A 22,886-nucleotide genomic window follows, 5' to 3' on the forward strand; every position below is an offset into this window, starting at 1 on the left:
ACCACCCGATATTTGTAGAAGGCTGTCGATAATATAAACATTTCTGTGTCTTGCTACAGAAAAAGGCAAAAAAAAGAGAATGACTCAACGAGCCATTCTCTTAGAATTTGGAGAAATAACCAGATGACGATTTGGTTCTTCTCCAACTGAAAAAGTTTTTATATCTTTAAATTCTGCTAATGCAGCATGTATGATTTTTCTTTCATATGAAGGCATTGGTTCTAATGGAACATTTTTGGATGTACGAATTGCCTGCTGTGCAAGTTTTCCAGCTAATTGCCTAAGCGTTTCTTTTCTTTTTTCACGATAATTTTCAGCATCAATGATAATTTGTAGATAAGAATTAGAATGTCGATTTGCAGCTAATTGTGTTAAATACTGAAGGGAGTTTAACGTTTGTCCTCTTTTTCCGATAAGAACAGCCATTTTCTCACCTGATAATTGCATGTTCACAATTTTACCAGTTTGTTTCACTGAAATCTCTGCATCGATTCCCATTTTTTGAACAACATTGGCTAAAAATTCTTTTGCATACTTTACAGGATCATGTGCAATTACGACCTTCACTCTAGCAGGTTTCTTTCCAATACCTAAAAATCCTTTTTTTCCTTCTTCGAGAATTGTTATTTCAACTTCTTCCCGTTTTGCCTGTAATTGCTTTAATGCTTCCTCGACTGCTACATTGACAGTAAGTCCACTAGCAGTTACTTCTCTCACTTCTTCTTTCCTCCACTATTAGAAGCTTCTTTTTGCTCCTTAAGCTCAGGACCTTTTATGAAGTATGTTTGAATGATCATGAATAAGTTACCTACTACCCAATATAGAGAAAGAGCTGCAGGGAAGCTAATTGCAAAAACGATAATCATAATAGGCATAATATAAAGCATCATAGCCATTTGAGGATTTTGATTTGCTGTACCAGCCATCATCATTTTTTGTTGAATAAATGTTGTTAAACCAGCAACCAACGGCAGGATAAAGAATGGATCTCTTTCACCCAAGTCAAACCATAAAAAATTATGCTCAGCGATTTCCGTTGTTCTCATAATTGCATGATAGAAACCAATCAGAATTGGCATCTGAACAATTAACGGGAAACAACCTGCAAGAGGATTAACACCATGCTTCTGGAATAAAGCCATTGTCTCCTGTTGAAGCTTTTGTTGTGTTTGTTGATCTTTTGAGCTGTACTTTTCTCTTAACTTCTGCATTTCCGGTTGAATTGCTTGCATTGCTTTAGAACTTTTCATTTGTTTAATCATTAGCGGTAAGATTGCTAATCGAATAATAATTGTAACAAGTACAATGGCAATCCCATAATTATCGCCTGTTAATTCAGCAAAATATGTAATAAGTTGTGATAAAGGATAGACGATATACGAATTCCAAAATCCTTCACTTTCAGATGTAATAGGAGTATTAACCTCCGTACATCCTGTTAAAAGGGTCAAAACACTGATTAACCCTGCTATTAAAAGTATGCGCCTCTTCAAACCTTTTTTCCTCCTAACTGATAATAGATACTATTCATGTACGTTAAAAGATAGAAAAAGTTCCACATCGTTAATATCTTAACACTTTTATAAATAGAATTGTTTTTCTTAGTAAAGTTTTCGGTAGTATAATTTCAACAATATTCTACATCTTCTTTGGCTGATATATTTTTGCTTTTCGAAATAAATGTTGCAAACTTCCTTTTACTTCATGATAATTCATTTCAGCTGCAGGCTTTCTAGCAATAATAATAAATTCCTTACCAGAAGCAATCCGATGTTTTTCTTCTGTAAACACTTGTCGAATTAACCGCTTAACTTTATTTCTTGTTACAGCATTTCCTATTTTTTTGCTAACAGATAATCCAATTCGGAACTCTTTCTCTTCAGGCTTTTGCATGATATACAAAACAAATTGTCTATTGGCAAAAGATTTCCCTCTCTTGAAAACTACTTGAAAATCTTTATTCTTCTTTATTCTATATTTCCTTCTCATCTATTTCACTCCGGTTTGTTCTGCTAATAAGCTAACAGAATAATCACCATCATTATATCTGAAATAAAACGAATTTAAACAAGGAATGATCTAGCAGTCTTTTTCCTCATTTCCTTACTAAACCGTTTTTTTTCATTCATCTGCAAAAAAAGACCACTGATTTTTCAGTGGCCTACGCTGATAATACTTTTCTTCCTCTGCGACGACGGCGAGCAAGAACTTTACGTCCATTAGCAGTGCTCATACGGCTACGGAAACCATGAACTTTACTACGTTTACGTTTGTTTGGTTGATAAGTACGTTTCATATATGACACCTCCCTGAGGAATAACAGTTAAAGACAGTCTTACTAATTATAGTTACCTACCCTATGAATTGTCAACCATCATCCGTTTTTTTATTAAGTTTATTTTCTTTTCATCATCTATTTTACATTTATTTATTATCCTCTATTAATTCTTTTTTGAAATCCACTCTCCGCTTCAAGATCTCATATCCTTTTTAGAACAGCTTACCTCCAACCAAAATCAACAGCTAGACATCAACAATTGTTTAAGGTCCATAGCCTGTGGATAAATTTTCGACAGAATTCTCCACTATCCACATACGTTATCGACAACTTTTTCACAAGTTAGTCCATTGTGGACAATTTCCTTCAACAAATGATTAATTATGTGGATAAGTTTGTAAAAACCGTTGCATATCTAGATTTATTCTGATATTATATTTGTGTTTTCACTCTTAATAATCTATTTTAAAAATCAACATATCCACAGACTGTGGATAACATGTGGAAAGATTATAAACAGCTTGTGTAAATTGTTGTCCACATCACATGAGTTTTGTCGAAAAGATGTTTTTCTACTATATTATATATTTATTCACATTCTTTTGCATCTGTATGTTTATACATGAATATTCGCACCTTGTACAAAGCTTGTACAGTACGGTTAGGGATGCATCGTAAAGGAGGGACAAAACGCAAATGGAGAATATATCTGAGCTTTGGAGTAAGGCTTTGGCAGAGATCGAAAAGAAAATTAGTAAGCCAAGCTTTGAAACATGGTTAAAATCAACAAAGGCTCATGGCATTCAAGGTGATACCTTAACAATTACCGCTCCTAACGAATTTGCAAGAGATTGGCTGGAATCCCGTTACTTACACTTAATCGCTGATTCAATTTATCAATTAACAGGTGAAGAGTTTGCTATAAAATTTATTATTCCCCAAAATCAGACGGATGATGATTTTGTTCCAAATTCACCGATCAAACAGATAAATAAAGCCGATGAAGAACAAACAGAATTACCGCAAAACATGCTAAATCCTAAGTATACATTTGATACTTTTGTTATTGGATCAGGAAATCGATTTGCTCATGCAGCATCATTAGCAGTAGCTGAAGCACCTGCAAAAGCCTATAATCCCCTTTTTATTTACGGGGGAGTTGGACTTGGAAAAACTCACTTAATGCATGCCATTGGACATTATGTGATTGATCATAACCCATCGGCAAAAGTTGTTTATTTATCTTCTGAAAAGTTTACAAATGAATTTATCAACTCTATTAGAGATAACAAAGCAGTTGATTTTCGTAACAAATATAGAAGTGTTGATGTACTTTTAATAGATGATATTCAATTCTTGGCTGGGAAAGAACAAACTCAAGAGGAATTTTTCCATACTTTTAATACATTGCATGAAGAGAGTAAGCAAATCGTTATTTCCAGTGATCGACCGCCAAAAGAAATTCCAACATTAGAAGATCGCCTTCGTTCTCGCTTTGAATGGGGATTAATTACAGATATTACCCCTCCTGATTTGGAAACCAGGATTGCGATTCTCCGCAAAAAGGCTAAAGCTGAAGGGCTCGATATTCCTAATGAAGTTATGCTTTATATTGCAAATCAAATTGATTCAAATATTCGAGAGCTTGAAGGTGCACTGATTCGTGTAGTGGCCTATTCTTCTCTTATTAACAAAGATATAAATGCTGATTTGGCTGCTGAAGCACTAAAAGATATTATTCCAAACTCAAAACCAAAAATGATTTCAATTAGTGATATTCAGCGAATAGTTGGACAAGAATATCAGGTGAAGTTAGAAGATTTTAAGGCGAAGAAACGAACAAAATCTGTTGCTTTTCCAAGACAAATCGCTATGTATCTTTCAAGAGAACTTACCGATTCTTCTCTGCCTAAAATTGGTGAGGAATTTGGAGGACGAGATCATACAACCGTCATTCATGCTCATGAGAAAATATCAAAAATGCTTCAAAGTGATGAGCAGCTGCAAAAACAGTTAAAAGATATTACTGGACTTTTAAAAGGCTCTTAATTTTAATATTGAATAGTGTGAATAACTATTACACATATATACACAGTCTGTCCACATGTGGATAGGCTGTGTTTCCTTTCGTTTAGGTCAGTTATCCACATTTCCACAAGCCTACTAGTACTTCTACTATATTTTTATAAAAAAATAATATAACTAGAACCTGAAAAATTGAGAAACTCTCGTAGTCAAGAAAATATTTCAAGTAGCTAGGAAACAGGAGGAAAACGATGATGAAATTCATTATTCAACGAGATAAATTAGTTCAAAGTGTTCAAGATGTAATGAAAGCTGTATCATCTAGAACAACAATTCCGATTTTAACAGGTATAAAAATTGTTGCTGATTCTGAAGGAGTCACATTAACTGGCAGTGACTCTGATATTTCTATCGAATCTTTTATTCCTGCTGAAGAAGATGACAAAGAGAATGTTGAAATTCTTCAATCAGGAAGTGTTGTTTTACAAGCCAAGTTTTTTAGTGAAATCGTTAAAAAATTGCCTATGGACATTGTAGAAATTGAAGTTGGAAATCACCATTCAACGGTAATCCGTTCAGGTAAGGCTGAATTTAGTCTAAATGGATTAGATGCAGAAGAATATCCTCATCTTCCACAAATTGAGGAAGAAAATATTTTTAAAATCCCAACCGATTTACTAAAAGCAATGGTTCGTCAAACAGTTTTTGCTGTTTCAACATCTGAGACAAGACCTATCTTAACAGGTGTAAACTGGAAGCTAGAAAACAGTGAGTTAATATGTATCGCAACAGATAGTCACCGCCTGGCATTAAGAAAATCCTTAATTAACTCAGAAAATCAAAGCTCTTACAATGTTGTCATTCCAGGAAAAAGTCTAAGTGAGTTAAGCAAAATTTTAGATGATACAAACGAACCAATTGAAATTGTCATTACTGAAAACCAAGTATTGTTTAAGGCAAAAAATCTATTATTTTTCTCAAGACTTTTAGACGGAAATTATCCTGATACTTCCCGTTTGATTCCAAATGAGAGTAAAACAAATTTAGTTCTAAATTCCAAAGATTTCTTACAAGCAATCGATCGTGCCTCCTTATTGGCTAAAGAAGCACGAAATAATGTTGTTAAACTATCAACTCTAACAGACGGGATGATTGAGGTTTCATCTAATTCCCCTGAGATTGGAAAAGTAAGTGAAGAAATACAAGTGGAGCAAATTGATGGTGAAGAATTAAAGATTTCATTTAGTGCAAAATATGTAATGGATGCTTTAAAGGCACTTGAAGGAAATGAAATCAGCGTTGACTTCACTGGAGCAATGAGACCTTTTGTTATTCGTACAAAAGATGACGATTCTATGTTACAGTTAATTTTACCAGTTAGAACATATTGATGATAAAAATAGCAGGCTGACGTTCGTCAGCCTTTTCTTTATTTATGAGATAATAAATTCCTGATTTAATCCAGAAAGAATACCTTATCTCTTATGGTTAGAAATAAACCTGTATGGGTATTTGTACCTACTTCGACTCCAGGAGTCTAAAGGTGGTGTCCGTTCCTGAAGGACACACAGATTTCCAATACCGAAGTTGTTGTACTTCAGCACATTTTTTTAGTAAAATATAAAGTTAGAGACTACTGAGGAAGGTGGTTCGCTATGGCAAAACCAGTTAAAATTGATACAGAGTTTATAACATTAGGTCAATTCCTAAAATTAGCAGATGTTATTCAATCTGGTGGGATGGCTAAATGGTTTTTAGCTGAATACGAAATCTTTGTGAATAATGAACCTGAAAATCGCCGTGGTAAAAAGCTAAGAGATGGTGATGTTTTATATATTCCTGATTTCGGCACATATATTGTGAAAAATTAAAGTTGGTGTACAAATTTTGTTTATAAATGAGCTGAAATTAAAAAATTATCGTAATTATGAAGAATTGACGATTCAGTTTGAAAATAAAGTGAATGTAATTTTAGGTGAAAATGCACAAGGTAAAACCAATGTGATGGAATCAATCTATGTGCTTGCTATGGCGAAGTCACACCGAACTTCAAATGATAAAGAGTTGATTGGCTGGGACAAAGAATATGCTAAAATAGAAGGTAGTATCGAAAAATATAATCGTTCAACTGCCCTTCAATTAGTTATTTCTAAAAAAGGCAAAAAAGCAAAATTAAATCATATTGAGCAAGAGAAACTCAGCCAATACGTCGGGGCAATGAATGTGATTATGTTTGCACCAGAGGATTTGAATTTAGTAAAAGGAAGCCCTCAGGTAAGAAGAAGATTTATAGATATGGAAATTGGTCAGGTTTCAGCTATCTATCTGCATGATTTGAGTCGTTATCAAAAAATTATGCAGCAGCGTAATCATTATTTGAAGCTGTTACAGATGCGCAAACAAAAGGATCAAACGATGCTTGATGTTTTAACTGAACAACTGTGTGAGGCAGCTGCAAAAATCATTTATAAACGTTTGCGGTTTATTTCTGAGCTCCAAAAATGGGCTGAGCCTGTGCATTCAGGGATAAGCAGAGGCTTAGAAACACTAAGAATCAAATATAAACCCTCTGTGGATGTATCAGAAGATTATGATTTGACGAAAATGATAGAAGCATATGAACAAAAATTTGCTAAAATAAGAGAGAAGGAAATTGAACGGGGGGCAACTTTAGCAGGCCCACACCGGGATGACTTAACCTTTTTTGTAAATGACCATGATGTGCAAACCTATGGTTCACAGGGACAACAAAGAACCACTGCTTTATCGTTAAAACTAGCGGAGATTGACCTGATTCATAATGAGATAGGAGAATATCCAATCCTCTTGCTTGATGATGTTTTATCCGAACTGGATGATTATAGACAATCACACTTATTGAACACCATTCAAGGCAAGGTTCAAACGTTTGTAACAACAACAAGTGTTGAAGGAATTGATCATCAAACATTAAAAGAAGCTGCTACTTTCCGTGTAAGAGCAGGAGAGCTTGCTGACGATAAAAGAGGTGACTGATTTGTATATTCATCTGGGAGACAATTTTGTTGTACCATCAAAAGAGGTCGTGATGATATTGGATCGACACTCTTCACAAGATTCCGCCATTGTAGATGAATTTTTTCAAAAGCAAAAAGAAAGAATCGTTCAACTGGCAAATGGTGAAGCAAAATCCATTATTGTGACGGTTAATAAAATTTATTTCTCGCCTTTATCATCAAGTACATTAAAAAAACGAGCACAAGTTGCTTTTGATATAGATTAATTAAATGATGAAAGTCTAGCTTCTTAACAGAAAGGGCTTAAGAGTATGGCTTTGAGTGCAACGACAAGTAAGCTTTAGGAAAAGTGTAGGTGATCAATGTGACGACGGAAAATAATCAAGTTCAACAACAATCATATGATGAAAATCAGATTCAGGTTTTAGAAGGTTTAGAGGCAGTTCGTAAACGTCCAGGTATGTATATAGGATCTACGAGCAGTAAGGGTCTGCATCATTTGGTTTGGGAAATTGTTGATAATAGTATTGATGAGGCCTTAGCGGGCTTCTGTAATGAAATTAATGTCACCATTGAAGAAGATAATAGTATTACTGTTAAAGATAATGGGCGTGGTATTCCTGTAGGGATACATGAAAAAATGGGACGTCCTGCAGTAGAAGTTATCATGACAGTATTGCATGCTGGAGGAAAATTCGGTGGTGGAGGATACAAAGTATCGGGTGGACTTCATGGTGTAGGGGCATCTGTTGTTAATGCTCTTTCTACAGAATTAAATGTAACAGTACATCGTGAAGGAAAAGTACACTTCCAAAGATTTAATAAAGGTATTCCAGCAGCTGATTTAGAGGTAATTGGTGAGACGGATGTTACAGGCACGATCACCCACTTTAAGCCAGATGCGGAAATTTTCCAAGAAACAACTGTCTATGATTATGAAATATTAGCGAACCGTATTCGTGAATTAGCATTTTTAAATCGTGGATTGAAAATTACGATTGAAGATAAACGAGAAAACAAACGTTCAAATGAATACTACTATGAGGGTGGAATTAAGTCATATGTAGAGCATTTAAACCGTACGCGCGAGGTTATTCATGATGAGCCGGTTTATATTGAGGGAGAAAAAGATGGTATTACAACCGAAGTAGCTATTCAGTATAATGACAGCTATACAAGTAATATTTATTCTTTTGCAAACAATATTCACACCTATGAAGGTGGAACACATGAAGCAGGCTTTAAATCTGCATTAACTCGTGTGATCAATGACTACGCTCGTAAAAATAAAATATTTAAAGATAATGATGATAACCTTTCTGGAGAAGATGTTCGAGAAGGTATTACAGCTATCATCTCTGTTAAACATCCAGATCCCCAATTCGAGGGTCAAACAAAAACGAAGTTAGGTAACTCTGAGGTTCGTACAGTAACAGATTCTGTTTTCTCTGAAGCATTTGATAAATTCATGTTAGAAAATCCTTCAGTAGCTAGAAAGATCGTTGAAAAAGGTTTAATGGCTGCAAGGGCCCGTTTAGCTGCAAAAAAAGCTCGTGAATTAACAAGAAGGAAAAGTGCATTAGAAATCTCAAGTTTACCTGGTAAATTAGCGGACTGTTCTTCTAAGGATCCTTCTATTAGTGAGATTTATATTGTTGAGGGTGATTCTGCAGGTGGATCTGCAAAACAAGGAAGAGACAGACACTTTCAAGCGATACTGCCTTTAAGAGGTAAAATTTTAAACGTAGAAAAAGCAAGGCTTGATAAAATTCTTTCAAACAATGAAATAAGAGCGATTATAACCGCACTTGGAACAGGTATCGGAGAAGATTTTGATATTATAAAAGCCCGCTATCATAAAGTTGTTATTATGACAGATGCGGATGTAGATGGAGCACACATTCGTACTCTACTATTGACGTTCTTTTATCGTTATATGCGTCCAATTGTTGAAAAAGGTTATATTTATATTGCTCAGCCTCCACTTTATAAAATTCAACAAGGAAAACGAGTTGAGTATGCCTATAACGATAAACAATTAGATTCATACTTGGCTGAAATGCCTGAACAACCTAAACCAGGCATCCAACGCTATAAAGGTTTAGGAGAAATGAATCCTGATCAGTTATGGGAAACAACAATGGATCCAGAAACACGTACATTACTTCAAGTAACACTAGAAGATGCGATTGAAGCAGATGAAACATTTGATACGTTAATGGGCGATAAAGTAGAGCCGCGTAGAAACTTCATCGAAGAAAACGCACAGTACGTTAAAAATCTTGATATTTAATTTATTTGAAAGAACACCTCATCTCGGTGAGGTGTTTTTTACATAGAATGTTAGATAAAAAAAGAGATTGTGATCGTGTAAGAAATGTTAGCTGAAAACGAATATTCCATCAAATTGATGTGTAATCTTTCGCTAATATTGCTATAATGAAGAGTAGACTAATTATTTAACATAACCAATTGGGCAGGTTTTATTATATTTAAAACTATCAACTTTTCTACAAGAAGATAGTATTTTGCCATTTTTCGATGTAGTGTTTTTGGCACTCCCAATTAAATTAAGAAAAGGAATAAGGGAGGTTATTTTAATATGGCGGAAAATCAAGGATCACATGTTATTGAGAGAAATATTAGTAATGAAATGCGAGAATCTTTTTTAGGTTATGCGATGAGTGTAATTGTGTCTCGTGCATTACCGGACGTTCGTGATGGACTGAAACCTGTTCATCGACGCATTCTCTATGCAATGAATGACTTAGGAATGACATCTGATAAACCATTTAAAAAATCAGCACGTATCGTTGGAGAAGTTATTGGTAAATACCATCCACACGGTGACTCTGCTGTATATGAAACAATGGTTCGTATGGCACAGAATTTTAACTATAGATATATGCTAGTAGATGGACACGGAAACTTCGGTTCAGTTGATGGAGATTCAGCAGCTGCGATGCGTTATACCGAAGCTCGTATGTCTAAAATATCGATGGAGCTAATCCGTGATATAAACAAAGATACAATTGATTATCAAGATAACTATGATGGCTCCGAAAGAGAACCGGTAGTCCTTCCAGCGAGATTTCCTAATTTACTTGTGAACGGTGCTACTGGAATTGCGGTAGGAATGGCAACAAATATTCCTCCACATCAATTAGGTGAAATTATTGACGGGGTTCTAGCTATTAGTAAGGATCCTGATATATCAATTCCTGAAATAATGGAAATTATCCCGGGGCCGGACTTCCCAACAGCTGGACAAATTATCGGAAGAAGCGGAATCCGAAAAGCATATGAAACTGGCCGTGGTTCAATTACCCTTAGAGCGAAGGTTGAGATTGAAGAAAAGGCTTCAGGTAAGCAAGTAATTATCGTCAAGGAAATTCCTTATCAAGTAAATAAAGCAAAGCTAGTTGAAAAAATTGCAGAGCTTGTTCGAGATAAAAAGATTGACGGAATTACAGATTTACGTGATGAATCTGATCGTAACGGGATGCGTGTTGTTATCGAGGTTCGTAAGGATGCTAATGCGAATGTGTTACTTAATAACCTTTATAAACAAACAGCACTTCAAACAAGCTTTGGTATTAATATGCTATCTCTAGTAGATGGACATCCTAAAGTATTAAATATTAAGCAAATGCTTTATTACTATCTTGAACATCAAAAAGTAGTGATTAAACGTCGTACTGCTTTTGAATTAAGAAAAGCAGAGGCACGTGCTCACATTTTAGAAGGTTTACGAATTGCCCTTGATCATTTGGATGCTGTGATTGCCTTAATTCGTAGCTCGCAAACAACTGAAATTGCCCGTAACGGATTAATGGAACAGTTTTCTTTAAGTGAGAAGCAAGCACAAGCAATCCTTGATATGAGACTTCAACGATTAACAGGTTTAGAAAGAGAAAAAATTGAAGAAGAATATCAATCACTTGTGAAACTAATTGCAGAACTAAAAGCAATTCTTGCGGATGAAGAGAAAGTACTTGAAATCATACGTGAAGAGCTAACTGAAATTAAAGAGCGATTCAACGATGAGCGCCGTACTGAAATTGTAGCAGGTGGAATTGAAAGTATTGAAGATGAGGATTTAATTCCTGTAGAAAACATTGTTATTACATTAACTCATAATGGATACATTAAACGACTTCCTGTTTCAACATATCGTACACAAAAACGTGGTGGACGTGGTATACAAGGTATGGGAACAAATGATGATGACTTTGTTGAACAACTACTAACAACATCAACCCATGATACGATTCTTTTCTTTACAAACAAAGGAAAAGTATATCGAGCAAAAGGTTATGAAATACCTGAGTTTAGTAGAACAGCTAAAGGATTGCCGATCATAAATCTTCTGAGTGTAGAAAAAGGTGAGTGGGTTAATGCAATCATTCCGGTTTCGGAATTTGTAGATGATTGGTTCTTATTCTTTACTACAAAAGATGGAGTGTCAAAACGTTCTCCTCTATCTCAATTTGCTAATATCCGAAACAACGGTTTAATTGCAGTAGGACTTCGTGAAGAAGATGAGCTTATTTCTGTAAAATTAACTGATGGTTCAAAGGATATCATCATCGGCACGAAAAATGGTATGCTTATCCGATTCCCGGAATCAGATGTTCGTTCTATGGGTAGAACAGCTTCAGGAGTAAAAGGAATCTCACTTGAAGAAAGTGATGAAGTTGTTGGTATGGAGATTCTTGAAGATGATGTGGATGTTTTAATTGTAACAAGCAATGGTTACGGTAAACGTACTCCTGCTGAGGAATATCGCATACAAAGTCGTGGTGGTAAAGGATTAAAAACTTGTAATATTACAGAGAAAAATGGCCCAGTTGTCTCTGTGAAAGCAGCTACAGGTGAAGAGGATATTATGTTGATTACGGCAAGCGGAATTGTCATTCGTATGGATGTTGATACGATTTCTAAAATGGGCCGTAACACTCAAGGTGTAAAATTAATTAGACTTGATGAAAATGTATCTGTATCTACTGTAGCGTTAGTGCAAAAAGAAGAAGATTCTCAAGATGAAATGAATGAAGAAGAACTAGAAGAAACAGAACAGCAGTTGGAAAATGATTCATCTGAAGAATAATATAAGATAGAAGACTGAATACACATTCTTTGAGTGTGGAATTCAGTCTTTTTTTACATTCTTAAACATTCTCATTATTTTTTGTTTATAATGTCATAAGGGGGGATACCTTTGAAGATTCATATTAGTCAATTAGAAGAAGGTTGTATCTTATCAAAGCCGATTTTATCAGCAACTAATAAACCTTTAGCATATAAAAATACAATTATTACAAAGCACATTAAGGAAGCACTTATAGCATTTCTAGTAAAAGAAGTTGAAGTGGAAAACATTCTTGAAAACGGCCAGGAATTCAAATTAGCTGGACATAGTAATGAGCAAGATGAAACAGAAGATAAAGTGGTTGAGGATAGTGTAATAATAAAATCGTTTTACCACCAATACCTTGAAGCTGTACAAGCTTATAAACAGCTTTTTATAAGTTGGCAGTCAGGTGTTCAAATTGATATCAACAAAGTAAGACAATTGATTTTACCCCTAGTTTCTGAAATTGAAAGTAATGATGAGGAAGTCTTTAAACTCTATCATTATTGTAAGCAGGAAGATTATATGTACCACCATAGTGTATCTGTGGCGTTAGTAAGTGCCTTTCTAGCTCAAAAATTAGGCTATCAAAAGGGAGAAATAAATCAAATTGCTTTAACGGGATTATTATGTGATTGTGGTATGTCAAAAGTAAACCCAGCAATCCTAACTAAAAAAGTAACATTAACCGAAAGTGAATATAAAGATATTAAACAACATCCGGCCCATAGCTATAATTTATTAAAAAATATTATGTCAATTAAGGATGGAGTGAAGTTGGGGGTTCTTCAGCATCATCATGAACGAATAGATGGAAGTGGATATCCCCTAAGCGTGAAAGCTGAAAAGCTCCATCCTTATAGCAAAATAGTAGCATTAGCTGATATTTACCAAGCTATGGTTGCAGTAAGACCATATAGAAGTAAGCAGTCACCATTTAAAGTGTTAGAACAAATTATGGAGGACGAATTCGGGAAATTTGATCTTACAATTATTAATGAATTAAAAAAAGGAATAACAAGGTTTTCTACAGGTACAAAGGTAAAGTTATCAGATGGATTAGATGCTGAAATTATTTTTATGGATGATAATAATCCAACTAGACCTATGGTGAAATACTTGTATTCTCAAGAGATCATCTCTTTAAAAGATAGAAGAGAATTATTTATTGAAGAAATTATATAAAAAGTACTCGGTTTGTGTTGACTTAAGGTGTGTATGCTGATATAATTTTTTGAGTCAGCCAAACAGAGTGCTTCATTCAAAACTTGTTGAAAAAAATAGTTGACTTAACTGGATGTTAAATGATATATTAATGAGGTCGCTTTTGAGCGGCATCATAAGTTCTTTGAAAACTAAACAAAACCAAGCGTGCAAAAGTTAATTTCGATTAACAAAAACGTACTATACAGTACAAACTTTTATGAGCTATATCAACTCTTTATTGGAGAGTTTGATCCTGGCTCAGGACGAACGCTGGCGGCGTGCCTAATACATGCAAGTCGAGCGAACCAATGGGAGCTTGCTCCCTGAGGTTAGCGGCGGACGGGTGAGTAACACGTGGGTAACCTGCCTGTAAGATTGGGATAACTCCGGGAAACCGGAGCTAATACCGGATAACATTTTGAACCGCATGGTTCAAAATTGAAAGGCGGCTTTTAGCTGTCACTTACAGATGGACCCGCGGCGCATTAGCTAGTTGGTGAGGTAACGGCTCACCAAGGCGACGATGCGTAGCCGACCTGAGAGGGTGATCGGCCACACTGGGACTGAGACACGGCCCAGACTCCTACGGGAGGCAGCAGTAGGGAATCTTCCGCAATGGACGAAAGTCTGACGGAGCAACGCCGCGTGAACGATGAAGGCCTTCGGGTCGTAAAGTTCTGTTGTTAGGGAAGAACAAGTACCAGAGTAACTGCTGGTACCTTGACGGTACCTAACCAGAAAGCCACGGCTAACTACGTGCCAGCAGCCGCGGTAATACGTAGGTGGCAAGCGTTGTCCGGAATTATTGGGCGTAAAGCGCGCGCAGGCGGTTTCTTAAGTCTGATGTGAAAGCTCACGGCTCAACCGTGGAGGGTCATTGGAAACTGGGGAACTTGAGTGCAGAAGAGGAGAGTGGAATTCCACGTGTAGCGGTGAAATGCGTAGAGATGTGGAGGAACACCAGTGGCGAAGGCGACTCTCTGGTCTGTAACTGACGCTGAGGCGCGAAAGCGTGGGGAGCGAACAGGATTAGATACCCTGGTAGTCCACGCCGTAAACGATGAGTGCTAAGTGTTAGAGGGTTTCCGCCCTTTAGTGCTGCAGCAAACGCATTAAGCACTCCGCCTGGGGAGTACGGTCGCAAGACTGAAACTCAAAGGAATTGACGGGGGCCCGCACAAGCGGTGGAGCATGTGGTTTAATTCGAAGCAACGCGAAGAACCTTACCAGGTCTTGACATCCTTCGCTACTTCTAGAGATAGAAGGTTCCCCTTCGGGGGACGAAGTGACAGGTGGTGCATGGTTGTCGTCAGCTCGTGTCGTGAGATGTTGGGTTAAGTCCCGCAACGAGCGCAACCCTTGATCTTAGTTGCCAGCATTCAGTTGGGCACTCTAAGGTGACTGCCGGTGACAAACCGGAGGAAGGTGGGGATGACGTCAAATCATCATGCCCCTTATGACCTGGGCTACACACGTGCTACAATGGATGGTACAAAGGGCTGCAAGACCGCGAGGTCAAGCCAATCCCATAAAACCATTCTCAGTTCGGATTGCAGGCTGCAACTCGCCTGCATGAAGCCGGAATCGCTAGTAATCGCGGATCAGCATGCCGCGGTGAATACGTTCCCGGGCCTTGTACACACCGCCCGTCACACCACGAGAGTTTGTAACACCCGAAGTCGGTGGGGTAACCGTAAGGAGCCAGCCGCCTAAGGTGGGACAGATGATTGGGGTGAAGTCGTAACAAGGTAGCCGTATCGGAAGGTGCGGCTGGATCACCTCCTTTCTAAGGAAAATGGAGCACGCTTGGTATTTTGTTTAGTTTTGAGAGAACTTTGTTTTCTTTCCATATAGAGATGGGCCTATAGCTCAGCTGGTTAGAGCGCACGCCTGATAAGCGTGAGGTCGATGGTTCGAGTCCATTTAGGCCCACCATCTCAAAATAATAATGAAAAATGGGGCCTTAGCTCAGCTGGGAGAGCGCCTGCTTTGCACGCAGGAGGTCAGCGGTTCGATCCCGCTAGGCTCCACCAAATATGTTCCTTGAAAACTAGATAACGATAACAATTCAAGTAATTCACTGAGTTTAAACGCTTAGTTTAGTGATTCTCTTAATAATTGATTTAAACGACATCTTCGATGTCAAAGGTTAAGTTGTTAAGGGCGCACGGTGGATGCCTTGGCACTAGGAGCCGATGAAGGACGGTACTAACACCGATATGCTTCGGGGAGCTGTAAGTAAGCTTTGATCCGGAGATTTCCGAATGGGGAAACCCACTGCTCGTAATGGAGTAGTATTTTTACCTGAATACATAGGGTATTAAAGGCAGACCCGGGGAACTGAAACATCTAAGTACCCGGAGGAAGAGAAAGCAAACGCGATTTCCTGAGTAGCGGCGAGCGAAACGGAAGAAGCCCAAACCAAGAGGCTTGCCTCTTGGGGTTGTAGGACACTCTATACGGAGTTACAAAGGAACGGAGTAAATGAAGAGGTCTGGAAAGGCCCGTCAAAGAAGGTAACAACCCTGTAGTTGAAACTTCGTTCCCTCCAGAGTGGATCCTGAGTACGGCGGGACACGTGAAATCCCGTCGGAAGCAGGGAGGACCATCTCCCAAGGCTAAATACTCCCTAGTGACCGATAGTGAACCAGTACCGTGAGGGAAAGGTGAAAAGCACCCCGGAAGGGGAGTGAAAGAGATCCTGAAACCGTGTGCCTACAAGTAGTCAAAGCCCGTTAATGGGTAATGGCGTGCCTTTTGTAGAATGAACCGGCGAGTTACGATCCCGTGCAAGGTTAAGTTGATAAGACGGAGCCGCAGCGAAAGCGAGTCTGAATAGGGCGAAAGAGTACGTGGTCGTAGACCCGAAACCAGGTGATCTACCCATGTCCAGGGTGAAGTTCAGGTAACACTGAATGGAGGCCCGAACCCACGCACGTTGAAAAGTGCGGGGATGAGGTGTGGGTAGCGGAGAAATTCCAATCGAACTTGGAGATAGCTGGTTCTCTCCGAAATAGCTTTAGGGCTAGCCTTGAAATGAGAGTCTTGGAGGTAGAGCACTGATTGGACTAGGGGCCCCCATCGGGTTACCGAATTCAGTCAAACTCCGAATGCCAAAGACTTATGTTCAGGAGTCAGACTGCGAGTGATAAGATCCGTAGTCAAGAGGGAAACAGCCCAGACCACCAGCTAAGGTCCCAAAGTATACGTTAAGTGGAAAAGGATGTGGAGTTGCTTAGACAACCAGGATGTTGGCTTAGAAGCAGCCACCATTTAAAGAGTGCGTAATAGCTCACTGGTCGAGTGACTCTGCGCCGAAAATGTACCGGGGCTAAACGTATCACCGAAGCTGTGGACTGTTCTTTTAGAACAGTGGTAGGAGAGCGTTCTAAGGGCTGTGAAGCCAGACCGTAAGGACTGGTGGAGCGCTTAGAAGTGAGAATGCCGGTATGAGTAGCGAAAGAGGGGTGAGAATCCCCTCCACCGAATGCCTAAGGTTTCCTGAGGAAGGCTCGTCCGCTCAGGGTTAGTCGGGACCTAAGCCGAGGCCGAAAGGCGTAGGCGATGGCCAACAGGTTGAAATTCCTGTACCACCTCCTCACCATTTGAGCAATGGGGGGACGCAGAAGGATAGGGTAAGCGCGCTGTTGGATATGCGCGTCCAAGCAGTTAGGCTGACAACGAGGCAAATCCCGTTGTCACATAAGGCTGAGCTGTGATGGCGAGGGAACTATAGTACCGAAGTTCCTGATTCCACACTGCCAAGAAAAGCCTCTAGCGAGGTGAGAGGTGCCCGTACCGCAAACCGACACAGGTAGGCGAGGAGAGAATCCTAAGGTGAGCGAGAGAACTCTCGTTAAGGAACTCGGCAAAATGACCCCGTAACTTCGGGAGAAGGGGTGCTTTTTAGGGTGAATAGCCCGGAAAAGCCGCAGTGAATAGGCCCAGGCGACTGTTTAGCAAAAACACAGGTCTCTGCGAAGCCGCAAGGCGAAGTATAGGGGCGACGCCTGCCCGGTGCTGGAAGGTTAAGGGGAGAGGTTAGCGCAAGCGAAGCTTTGAACCGAAGCCCCAGTAAACGGCGGCCGTAACTATAACGGTCCTAAGGTAGCGAAATTCCTTGTCGGGTAAGTTCCGACCCGCACGAAAGGCGTAACGATCTGGGCACTGTCTCAACGAGAGACTCGGTGAAATTATAGTACCTGTGAAGATGCAGGTTACCCGCGACAGGACGGAAAGACCCCGTGGAGCTTTACTGTAGCCTGATATTGAATTTTGGTACAGCTTGTACAGGATAGGTAGGAGCCTGAGAAGCCGGAGCGCTAGCTTCGGTGGAGGCGTCGGTGGGATACTACCCTGGCTGTATTGAAATTCTAACCCACAGCCCTGATCGGGCTGGGAGACAGTGTCAGGTGGGCAGTTTGACTGGGGCGGTCGCCTCCTAAAATGTAACGGAGGCGCCCAAAGGTTCCCTCAGAATGGTTGGAAATCATTCGTAGAGTGTAAAGGCACAAGGGAGCTTGACTGCGAGACCTACAAGTCGAGCAGGGACGAAAGTCGGGCTTAGTGATCCGGTGGTTCCGCATGGAAGGGCCATCGCTCAACGGATAAAAGCTACCCCGGGGATAACAGGCTTATCTCCCCCAAGAGTCCACATCGACGGGGAGGTTTGGCACCTCGATGTCGGCTCATCGCATCCTGGGGCTGTAGTCGGTCCCAAGGGTTGGGCTGTTCGCCCATTAAAGCGGTACGCGAGCTGGGTTCAGAACGTCGTGAGACAGTTCGGTCCCTATCCGTCGTGGGCGTAGGAAATTTGAGAGGAGCTGTCCTTAGTACGAGAGGACCGGGATGGACGCACCGCTGGTGTACCAGTTGTCTTGCCAAAGGCATAGCTGGGTAGCTATGTGCGGAAGGGATAAGTGCTGAAAGCATCTAAGCATGAAGCCCCCCTCAAGATGAGATTTCCCATCACATTAGTGAGTAAGATCCCTGAAAGATGATCAGGTTGATAGGTCAGAGGTGGAAGCGCGGTGACGTGTGGAGCTGACTGATACTAATCGATCGAGGACTTAACCTAATAAAAGCGTAAGCTTAGTGAATTGAATTGTGAATCGTTATCTAGTTTTGAAGGAATATAATATTCCTGAAAATTTTATACAAAGTGAAAGGGTTTCGAGGAACGAACAGTTCAAGGAATCGATTGAGGAGACACCGGAGCGTACTTCAGTACGTGAGGATGTTGACGAATGAGATGACGCAGAAATGTGAAGTTCATCGGAAGCCGTAAACCACATTATTTGGTGATGATGGCGAAGAGGTCACACCCGTTCCCATGCCGAACACGGAAGTTAAGCTCTTCAGCGCCGATGGTAGTTGGGGGTTTCCCCCTGTGAGAGTAGGACGTTGCCAAGTAAGATGAAGAAAAGGTCAGTAGAGATGCTGGTCTTTTTTTGTATAGAAAAAGAGGAGAAACCGAAGATTTGAAATTGAGAAGTAGAAGACTAAATAAGACTACTAGCCTGAGGCTTGGGAGAAGCAAGAAGGTCAAGGAAGCGCAGAGAGTAAAGACCGGAGTGTGCGGTCTTGGCACATGAGGATCTGAACGAACAAGCTGACGCGGAGATTCGCCGCTTATCGCAAGTCGAAAGTCCGAACGCGGAAGTTAAGCTCTTGCGCCGATGGTAGTTGGGGGTTCCCCCTGTGAGAGTAGGACGTCGCCAAGTAAGATGAAGAAAAGATCAGTAGAGATGCTGGTCTTTTATTTGTATTTAGAAGGATAGATAGAGAGGTAGAAATGAGGAAAGAAACTAAACGGTAGAAAAAAATTACAGTTATGACGATTGTCGAAGCGAAAGTCTCTTCAAGATAATACGGTTTTGTTCAGAATTAAAGACATGATAACTAGTAATCGACTTGATGATTGGACCCTTTGACGTGACAAAGTGATGTTTTGACATGACGCTCAGAAAAAATGACTTGATTAGATGTCAAATCGACGTGACGATCAGAAATCGACTTGATGATTGGAGCCTTTGACGTAACAAAGTGGTGTTTAGACATGACGCTCAGAAAAAATGACTTGAATAGATGGCACTTTGACGTGACGATCAGAAATTGACTTGATGATTGGACCCTTTGACGTGATAAAGTGATGTTTAGACATGACGCTCAGAAAAAATGACTTGATTAGATGTCAAATCGACGTGACGATCAGAAATCGACTTGATGATTGGAGCCTTTGACGTGACAAACGGATGTTTAGACATGACGCTCAGAAAAAATGACTTGAATAGATGGCAATTTGACGTGACGATCAGAAATTGACTTGATGATTGGAATCTTTGACGTGACAAACGGATGTTTAGACATGACGCTCAGAAAAAATGACTTGATTAGATGTCAAATCGACGTGACGATCAGTAACCAACTTGATGATCGGAACCTTTGACGTGACAAACGGATGTCTTGACATGACATCCAGAATATTTGACTTGATTAGATGTCAATTCGACGTGACAATCAGTAACTAACTTGATGATCCTTCTCCATAATGAAGGATTATGACAGGCACCTCTTTACCTCATAGAGACCTACCTAACCTCCACGCATCATCACTCCTTTACAAATGCTATTTCTTATAACTGCCCTTCCAAGAACTCCAAAATAAAGTAAGGAATCTTTCTTTTAGCAATTTCCATATACCTCAGTATGAATGGATAGTCATCATTAGAGGCACCTAGTAGGAGTTCATACCACCATTCTGTTTCGTATCTAGAGATCATGCTTAGATTATAAAGCAGTAAATAATGAACGAGTATTTCTGGTAAATTTGATAATGATTCACGGGCATTTGGCAAATAGTATGTTTTCTCTTCACTGTGATATAAAAATGGTGACAATTGAACTGACGGATTTGCTTGGTTACTTTTAAGATAAATCTTATTTGCTTCTTCTTTCTCAATATTATATTGATATCGTTCTTTTATAAATTCTCCAAGACGATTTACTGACATATGGAAGTGTTGGGCAATCTCTTCAGTAAGAGCTAGATGACCTAAGTTATCACTCGAGACTTTAACAAGAGAATGATCTGCTAGATGAAAGATAAAAACATCTTTCATTTCAGCAATTTGTTTTAGTAATAGCTCCATTGAGTATTTTTCTGCTTCAAGGTGATCGATATGAAAAAGATGTTTGGCAACGTGACTGAATAACCCGTTTCTTTGGATTTTAATTTCATCTTTTAAAAATTGGTATTGTTGTTTTTTTCGTTTTCTACTTGATACACCATGAGCTAGAACAGATGATGTGGAGGGGTATTCAGGATCTACAATTAATAAACAGGCTTTGATTAGTTGTGAAATACCGTAAAAGAGCAAGATCGGTTGAATGGCATGTGGTGATTGATCTGCTTGCTTAAAAAAGTTTTCACCATGTTTTAGGAAATAGATGAATCGGTAACAATTATCATATGACAGACCACTCGCATTATCATATGAGGAAAGTTGGTAACTTCTCTCTAATTTTTTTTGTATAGTCTGAGTTGAATGATAAGATAGTAAGCGTTCCCAAGTTAGTGCTGACATAAATTGTACACTCCAATTAATAAATTCTAAATATTTAAACTCTTTAATACTTTCTTGACAGTCTAATGACATGTTGATAATCTACTAATAATATTTTGCCGAATAAGGGGGATTTTACTATGTGGGAACAAAAATTTTCTAAAGAAGGCTTAACTTTTGATGATGTTTTATTAGTACCAGCTAAATCAGAGGTTTTACCTAGAGATGTTGATTTAAGTGTACAATTAACTCCAAGCTTAACGCTAAATATCCCAATCATTAGTGCTGGGATGGATACAGTAACAGAAGCAGAATTAGCGATTGCCATTGCAAGACAGGGTGGCATGGGTGTTATCCATAAAAACATGTCAATCGAACAACAAGCAGAGCAAGTGGACAAAGTAAAAAGATCTGAAAGAGGAGTTATTACTGATCCATTTTATTTAACTCCAGAGCATCAAGTGTTTGATGCAGAGCACTTAATGGGAAAATATAGAATTTCAGGTGTTCCAATTGTAAATAACCCCGAAGAACAAAAATTAGTTGGAATCATCACAAACCGTGATATGAGGTTTATTCAGGATTATTCAATAAAAATCTATGATGTGATGACAAAAGAAAATCTTGTCACTGCAGATGTTGGAACAACATTAAAGGATGCCGAGAGTATCTTACAAAAACATAAAATTGAGAAATTACCTTTAGTTGATGAAGATGGTGTACTTAAAGGATTAATAACAATTAAGGATATTGAAAAAGTTATTGAGTTCCCTCATTCAGCAAAAGACTCACATGGTCGTTTAGTGGTTGCTGCAGCAGTAGGAGTAACAGCAGATACAATGGTACGTGTACAGAAGTTGGTTGAAAAAAATGTAGATGCTATTGTTGTTGATACTGCCCATGGTCATTCTAAAGGTGTATTAGAAACAGTAAAAGCAATTCGTAAAGAATATCCTGAATTAAACATCATTGCTGGTAATGTCGCAACAGCGGATGCTACAAGAGATTTAATTGAAGCAGGAGCGAATGTAGTTAAAGTTGGAATTGGTCCTGGTTCTATTTGTACAACAAGGGTTGTAGCTGGAGTAGGTGTTCCTCAAATTACAGCTGTTTATGATTGTGCAACTGAGGCTAGAAAACATGGAGTTTCCATTATCGCAGACGGAGGAATTAAATACTCTGGAGATATGGTAAAAGCACTTGCAGCTGGAGGCCATGCTGTTATGTTAGGAAGCTTGCTTGCAGGTACTTCTGAAAGTTTCAGGAGCAACTGAAATCTTCCAAGGAAGACGATTTAAAGTATACCGTGGAATGGGATCTGTTGCAGCGATGGAAAAGGGAAGTAAGGACCGTTACTTCCAAGAAGATAATAAAAAGTTTGTTCCAGAAGGAATTGAAGGAAGAACTCCTTACAAAGGTCCTTTAGCTGATACAATTTATCAGCTTGTTGGTGGTATCCGATCAGGAATGGGATATTGTGGAACGAAGGATCTTCAAGAACTAAGGGAAAACTCACAATTCATTCGTATGACAGGTGCAGGCTTAAAAGAAAGCCATCCACACGATGTACAAATTACGAAAGAAGCCCCAAATTATTCTTTATAATAGGACTTTTGAAATAAAAAAGAAACCAATTATGACAGAACTATAACATTTGACAGAGTCTATGACTCTGTCTATTT

The 22,886-nt window shown here is 39.0% G+C and carries 13 protein-coding genes, 2 tRNA genes, 3 rRNA genes and 1 pseudogene; 14 read left to right on the forward strand and 5 right to left on the reverse strand.

Going from position 1 to position 22,886, the window contains the following annotated elements; translation table 11 throughout:
- Nucleotides 1-84 precede the first annotated feature (84 nt).
- The 4 genes from jag to rpmH all read right to left on the reverse strand — a co-directional run bounded on the left by jag (nt 85) and on the right by rpmH (nt 2,296).
- Nucleotides 85-717, reverse strand: a complete 633-nt coding sequence (gene jag / locus MVE64_RS13465; protein WP_247338978.1) for an RNA-binding cell elongation regulator Jag/EloR — start codon at nt 715-717, stop codon at nt 85-87.
- Complete coding sequence (gene spoIIIJ, locus MVE64_RS13470; protein WP_247338980.1) at nt 714-1,493, reverse strand: YidC family membrane integrase SpoIIIJ; 780 nt, start codon at nt 1,491-1,493, stop codon at nt 714-716. The genes jag and spoIIIJ overlap by 4 nt, the downstream gene beginning before the upstream one ends.
- 145 nt (nt 1,494-1,638) lie before the next feature.
- A complete protein-coding gene (gene rnpA, locus MVE64_RS13475; RefSeq protein WP_098797623.1) occupies nt 1,639-1,989 on the reverse strand; it encodes a ribonuclease P protein component in 351 nt (116 codons plus the stop codon).
- A gap of 172 nt (nt 1,990-2,161) precedes the next feature.
- Entirely contained in the window at nt 2,162-2,296 is a 135-nt protein-coding gene (gene rpmH, locus MVE64_RS13480) for a 50S ribosomal protein L34 (RefSeq protein WP_026561635.1), read from the reverse strand.
- 678 nt (nt 2,297-2,974) lie between these two features.
- On the opposite strand from rpmH, the gene dnaA reads away from it, so the two are divergent.
- From dnaA to rrf, 13 genes are all read left to right on the forward strand, one after another.
- Nucleotides 2,975-4,327: a chromosomal replication initiator protein DnaA gene (dnaA, locus tag MVE64_RS13485; RefSeq protein WP_098797624.1), complete on the forward strand. Its 1,353-nt coding sequence runs from the start codon at nt 2,975-2,977 to the stop codon at nt 4,325-4,327.
- Between the two features lie 230 nt (nt 4,328-4,557).
- Complete coding sequence (gene dnaN / locus MVE64_RS13490) at nt 4,558-5,694, forward strand: DNA polymerase III subunit beta (RefSeq protein ID WP_098797632.1); 1,137 nt, start codon at nt 4,558-4,560, stop codon at nt 5,692-5,694.
- Between the two features lie 264 nt (nt 5,695-5,958).
- Nucleotides 5,959-6,174 (forward strand): S4 domain-containing protein YaaA, encoded by a 216-nt coding sequence (yaaA, locus tag MVE64_RS13495; RefSeq protein WP_098797625.1) that lies wholly within the window; start codon nt 5,959-5,961, stop codon nt 6,172-6,174.
- Nucleotides 6,175-6,190: 16 nt separating this feature from the next.
- Entirely contained in the window at nt 6,191-7,318 is a 1,128-nt protein-coding gene (gene recF, locus MVE64_RS13500) for a DNA replication/repair protein RecF (protein WP_247338982.1), read from the forward strand.
- A gap of 1 nt (nt 7,319) precedes the next feature.
- Nucleotides 7,320-7,565: an extracellular matrix regulator RemB gene (gene remB / locus MVE64_RS13505; protein WP_098797627.1), complete on the forward strand. Its 246-nt coding sequence runs from the start codon at nt 7,320-7,322 to the stop codon at nt 7,563-7,565.
- 98 nt (nt 7,566-7,663) lie between these two features.
- Nucleotides 7,664-9,592 (forward strand): DNA topoisomerase (ATP-hydrolyzing) subunit B, encoded by a 1,929-nt coding sequence (gene gyrB / locus MVE64_RS13510; RefSeq protein ID WP_247338984.1) that lies wholly within the window; start codon nt 7,664-7,666, stop codon nt 9,590-9,592.
- Nucleotides 9,593-9,901: 309 nt separating this feature from the next.
- Nucleotides 9,902-12,409 carry a DNA gyrase subunit A gene (gyrA, locus tag MVE64_RS13515; RefSeq protein WP_247338986.1) on the forward strand — a complete coding sequence of 836 codons (2,508 nt, stop codon included), beginning with the start codon at nt 9,902-9,904 and terminating at the stop codon, nt 12,407-12,409.
- A gap of 111 nt (nt 12,410-12,520) precedes the next feature.
- Nucleotides 12,521-13,618 (forward strand): HD-GYP domain-containing protein, encoded by a 1,098-nt coding sequence (locus MVE64_RS13520; RefSeq protein WP_247338987.1) that lies wholly within the window; start codon nt 12,521-12,523, stop codon nt 13,616-13,618.
- A gap of 256 nt (nt 13,619-13,874) precedes the next feature.
- A 16S ribosomal RNA gene (locus tag MVE64_RS13525) occupies nt 13,875-15,425 on the forward strand.
- A gap of 72 nt (nt 15,426-15,497) precedes the next feature.
- Nucleotides 15,498-15,574, forward strand: a tRNA-Ile gene (locus tag MVE64_RS13530).
- Between the two features lie 22 nt (nt 15,575-15,596).
- A tRNA-Ala gene (locus MVE64_RS13535) sits at nt 15,597-15,672 on the forward strand.
- Between the two features lie 114 nt (nt 15,673-15,786).
- Nucleotides 15,787-18,716: ribosomal RNA gene (locus tag MVE64_RS13540) — 23S ribosomal RNA — on the forward strand.
- Nucleotides 18,717-18,935: 219 nt separating this feature from the next.
- Nucleotides 18,936-19,051 (forward strand): 5S ribosomal RNA (rrf, locus tag MVE64_RS13545).
- The 16S, 23S and 5S rRNA genes sit together here with 2 tRNA genes alongside, the layout of an rRNA operon.
- A gap of 1,223 nt (nt 19,052-20,274) precedes the next feature.
- Here the strand turns inward: rrf and MVE64_RS13550 are convergent.
- On the reverse strand, nt 20,275-21,297 hold the full coding sequence (locus MVE64_RS13550; RefSeq protein ID WP_247338988.1) for a YaaC family protein: 1,023 nt from the start codon (nt 21,295-21,297) through the stop codon (nt 20,275-20,277).
- A gap of 47 nt (nt 21,298-21,344) precedes the next feature.
- Between MVE64_RS13550 and guaB the strand changes: the two are divergent.
- Nucleotides 21,345-22,809, forward strand: a pseudogene (guaB, locus tag MVE64_RS13555) (IMP dehydrogenase).
- Nucleotides 22,810-22,886: the final 77 nt, after the last annotated feature.

Origin of the sequence: Metabacillus endolithicus, from assembly GCF_023078335.1 — a bacterium.
GTDB lineage: Bacteria > Bacillota > Bacilli > Bacillales > Bacillaceae > Metabacillus > Metabacillus endolithicus.

Bases quoted from the DNA above. Each gene is read 5' to 3' on its own strand.
- rnpA (WP_098797623.1), bottom strand. From the start codon at position 1,989: ATGAGAAGGAAATATAGAATAAAGAAGAATAAAGATTTTCAAGTAGTT.
- rpmH (WP_026561635.1), bottom strand. From the start codon at position 2,296: ATGAAACGTACTTATCAACCAAACAAACGTAAACGTAGTAAAGTTCAT.
- dnaA (WP_098797624.1), top strand. From the start codon at position 2,975: ATGGAGAATATATCTGAGCTTTGGAGTAAGGCTTTGGCAGAGATCGAA.
- dnaN (WP_098797632.1), top strand. From the start codon at position 4,558: ATGAAATTCATTATTCAACGAGATAAATTAGTTCAAAGTGTTCAAGAT.
- yaaA (WP_098797625.1), top strand. From the start codon at position 5,959: ATGGCAAAACCAGTTAAAATTGATACAGAGTTTATAACATTAGGTCAA.
- gyrA (WP_247338986.1), top strand. From the start codon at position 9,902: ATGGCGGAAAATCAAGGATCACATGTTATTGAGAGAAATATTAGTAAT.
- MVE64_RS13550 (WP_247338988.1), bottom strand. From the start codon at position 21,297: ATGTCATTAGACTGTCAAGAAAGTATTAAAGAGTTTAAATATTTAGAA.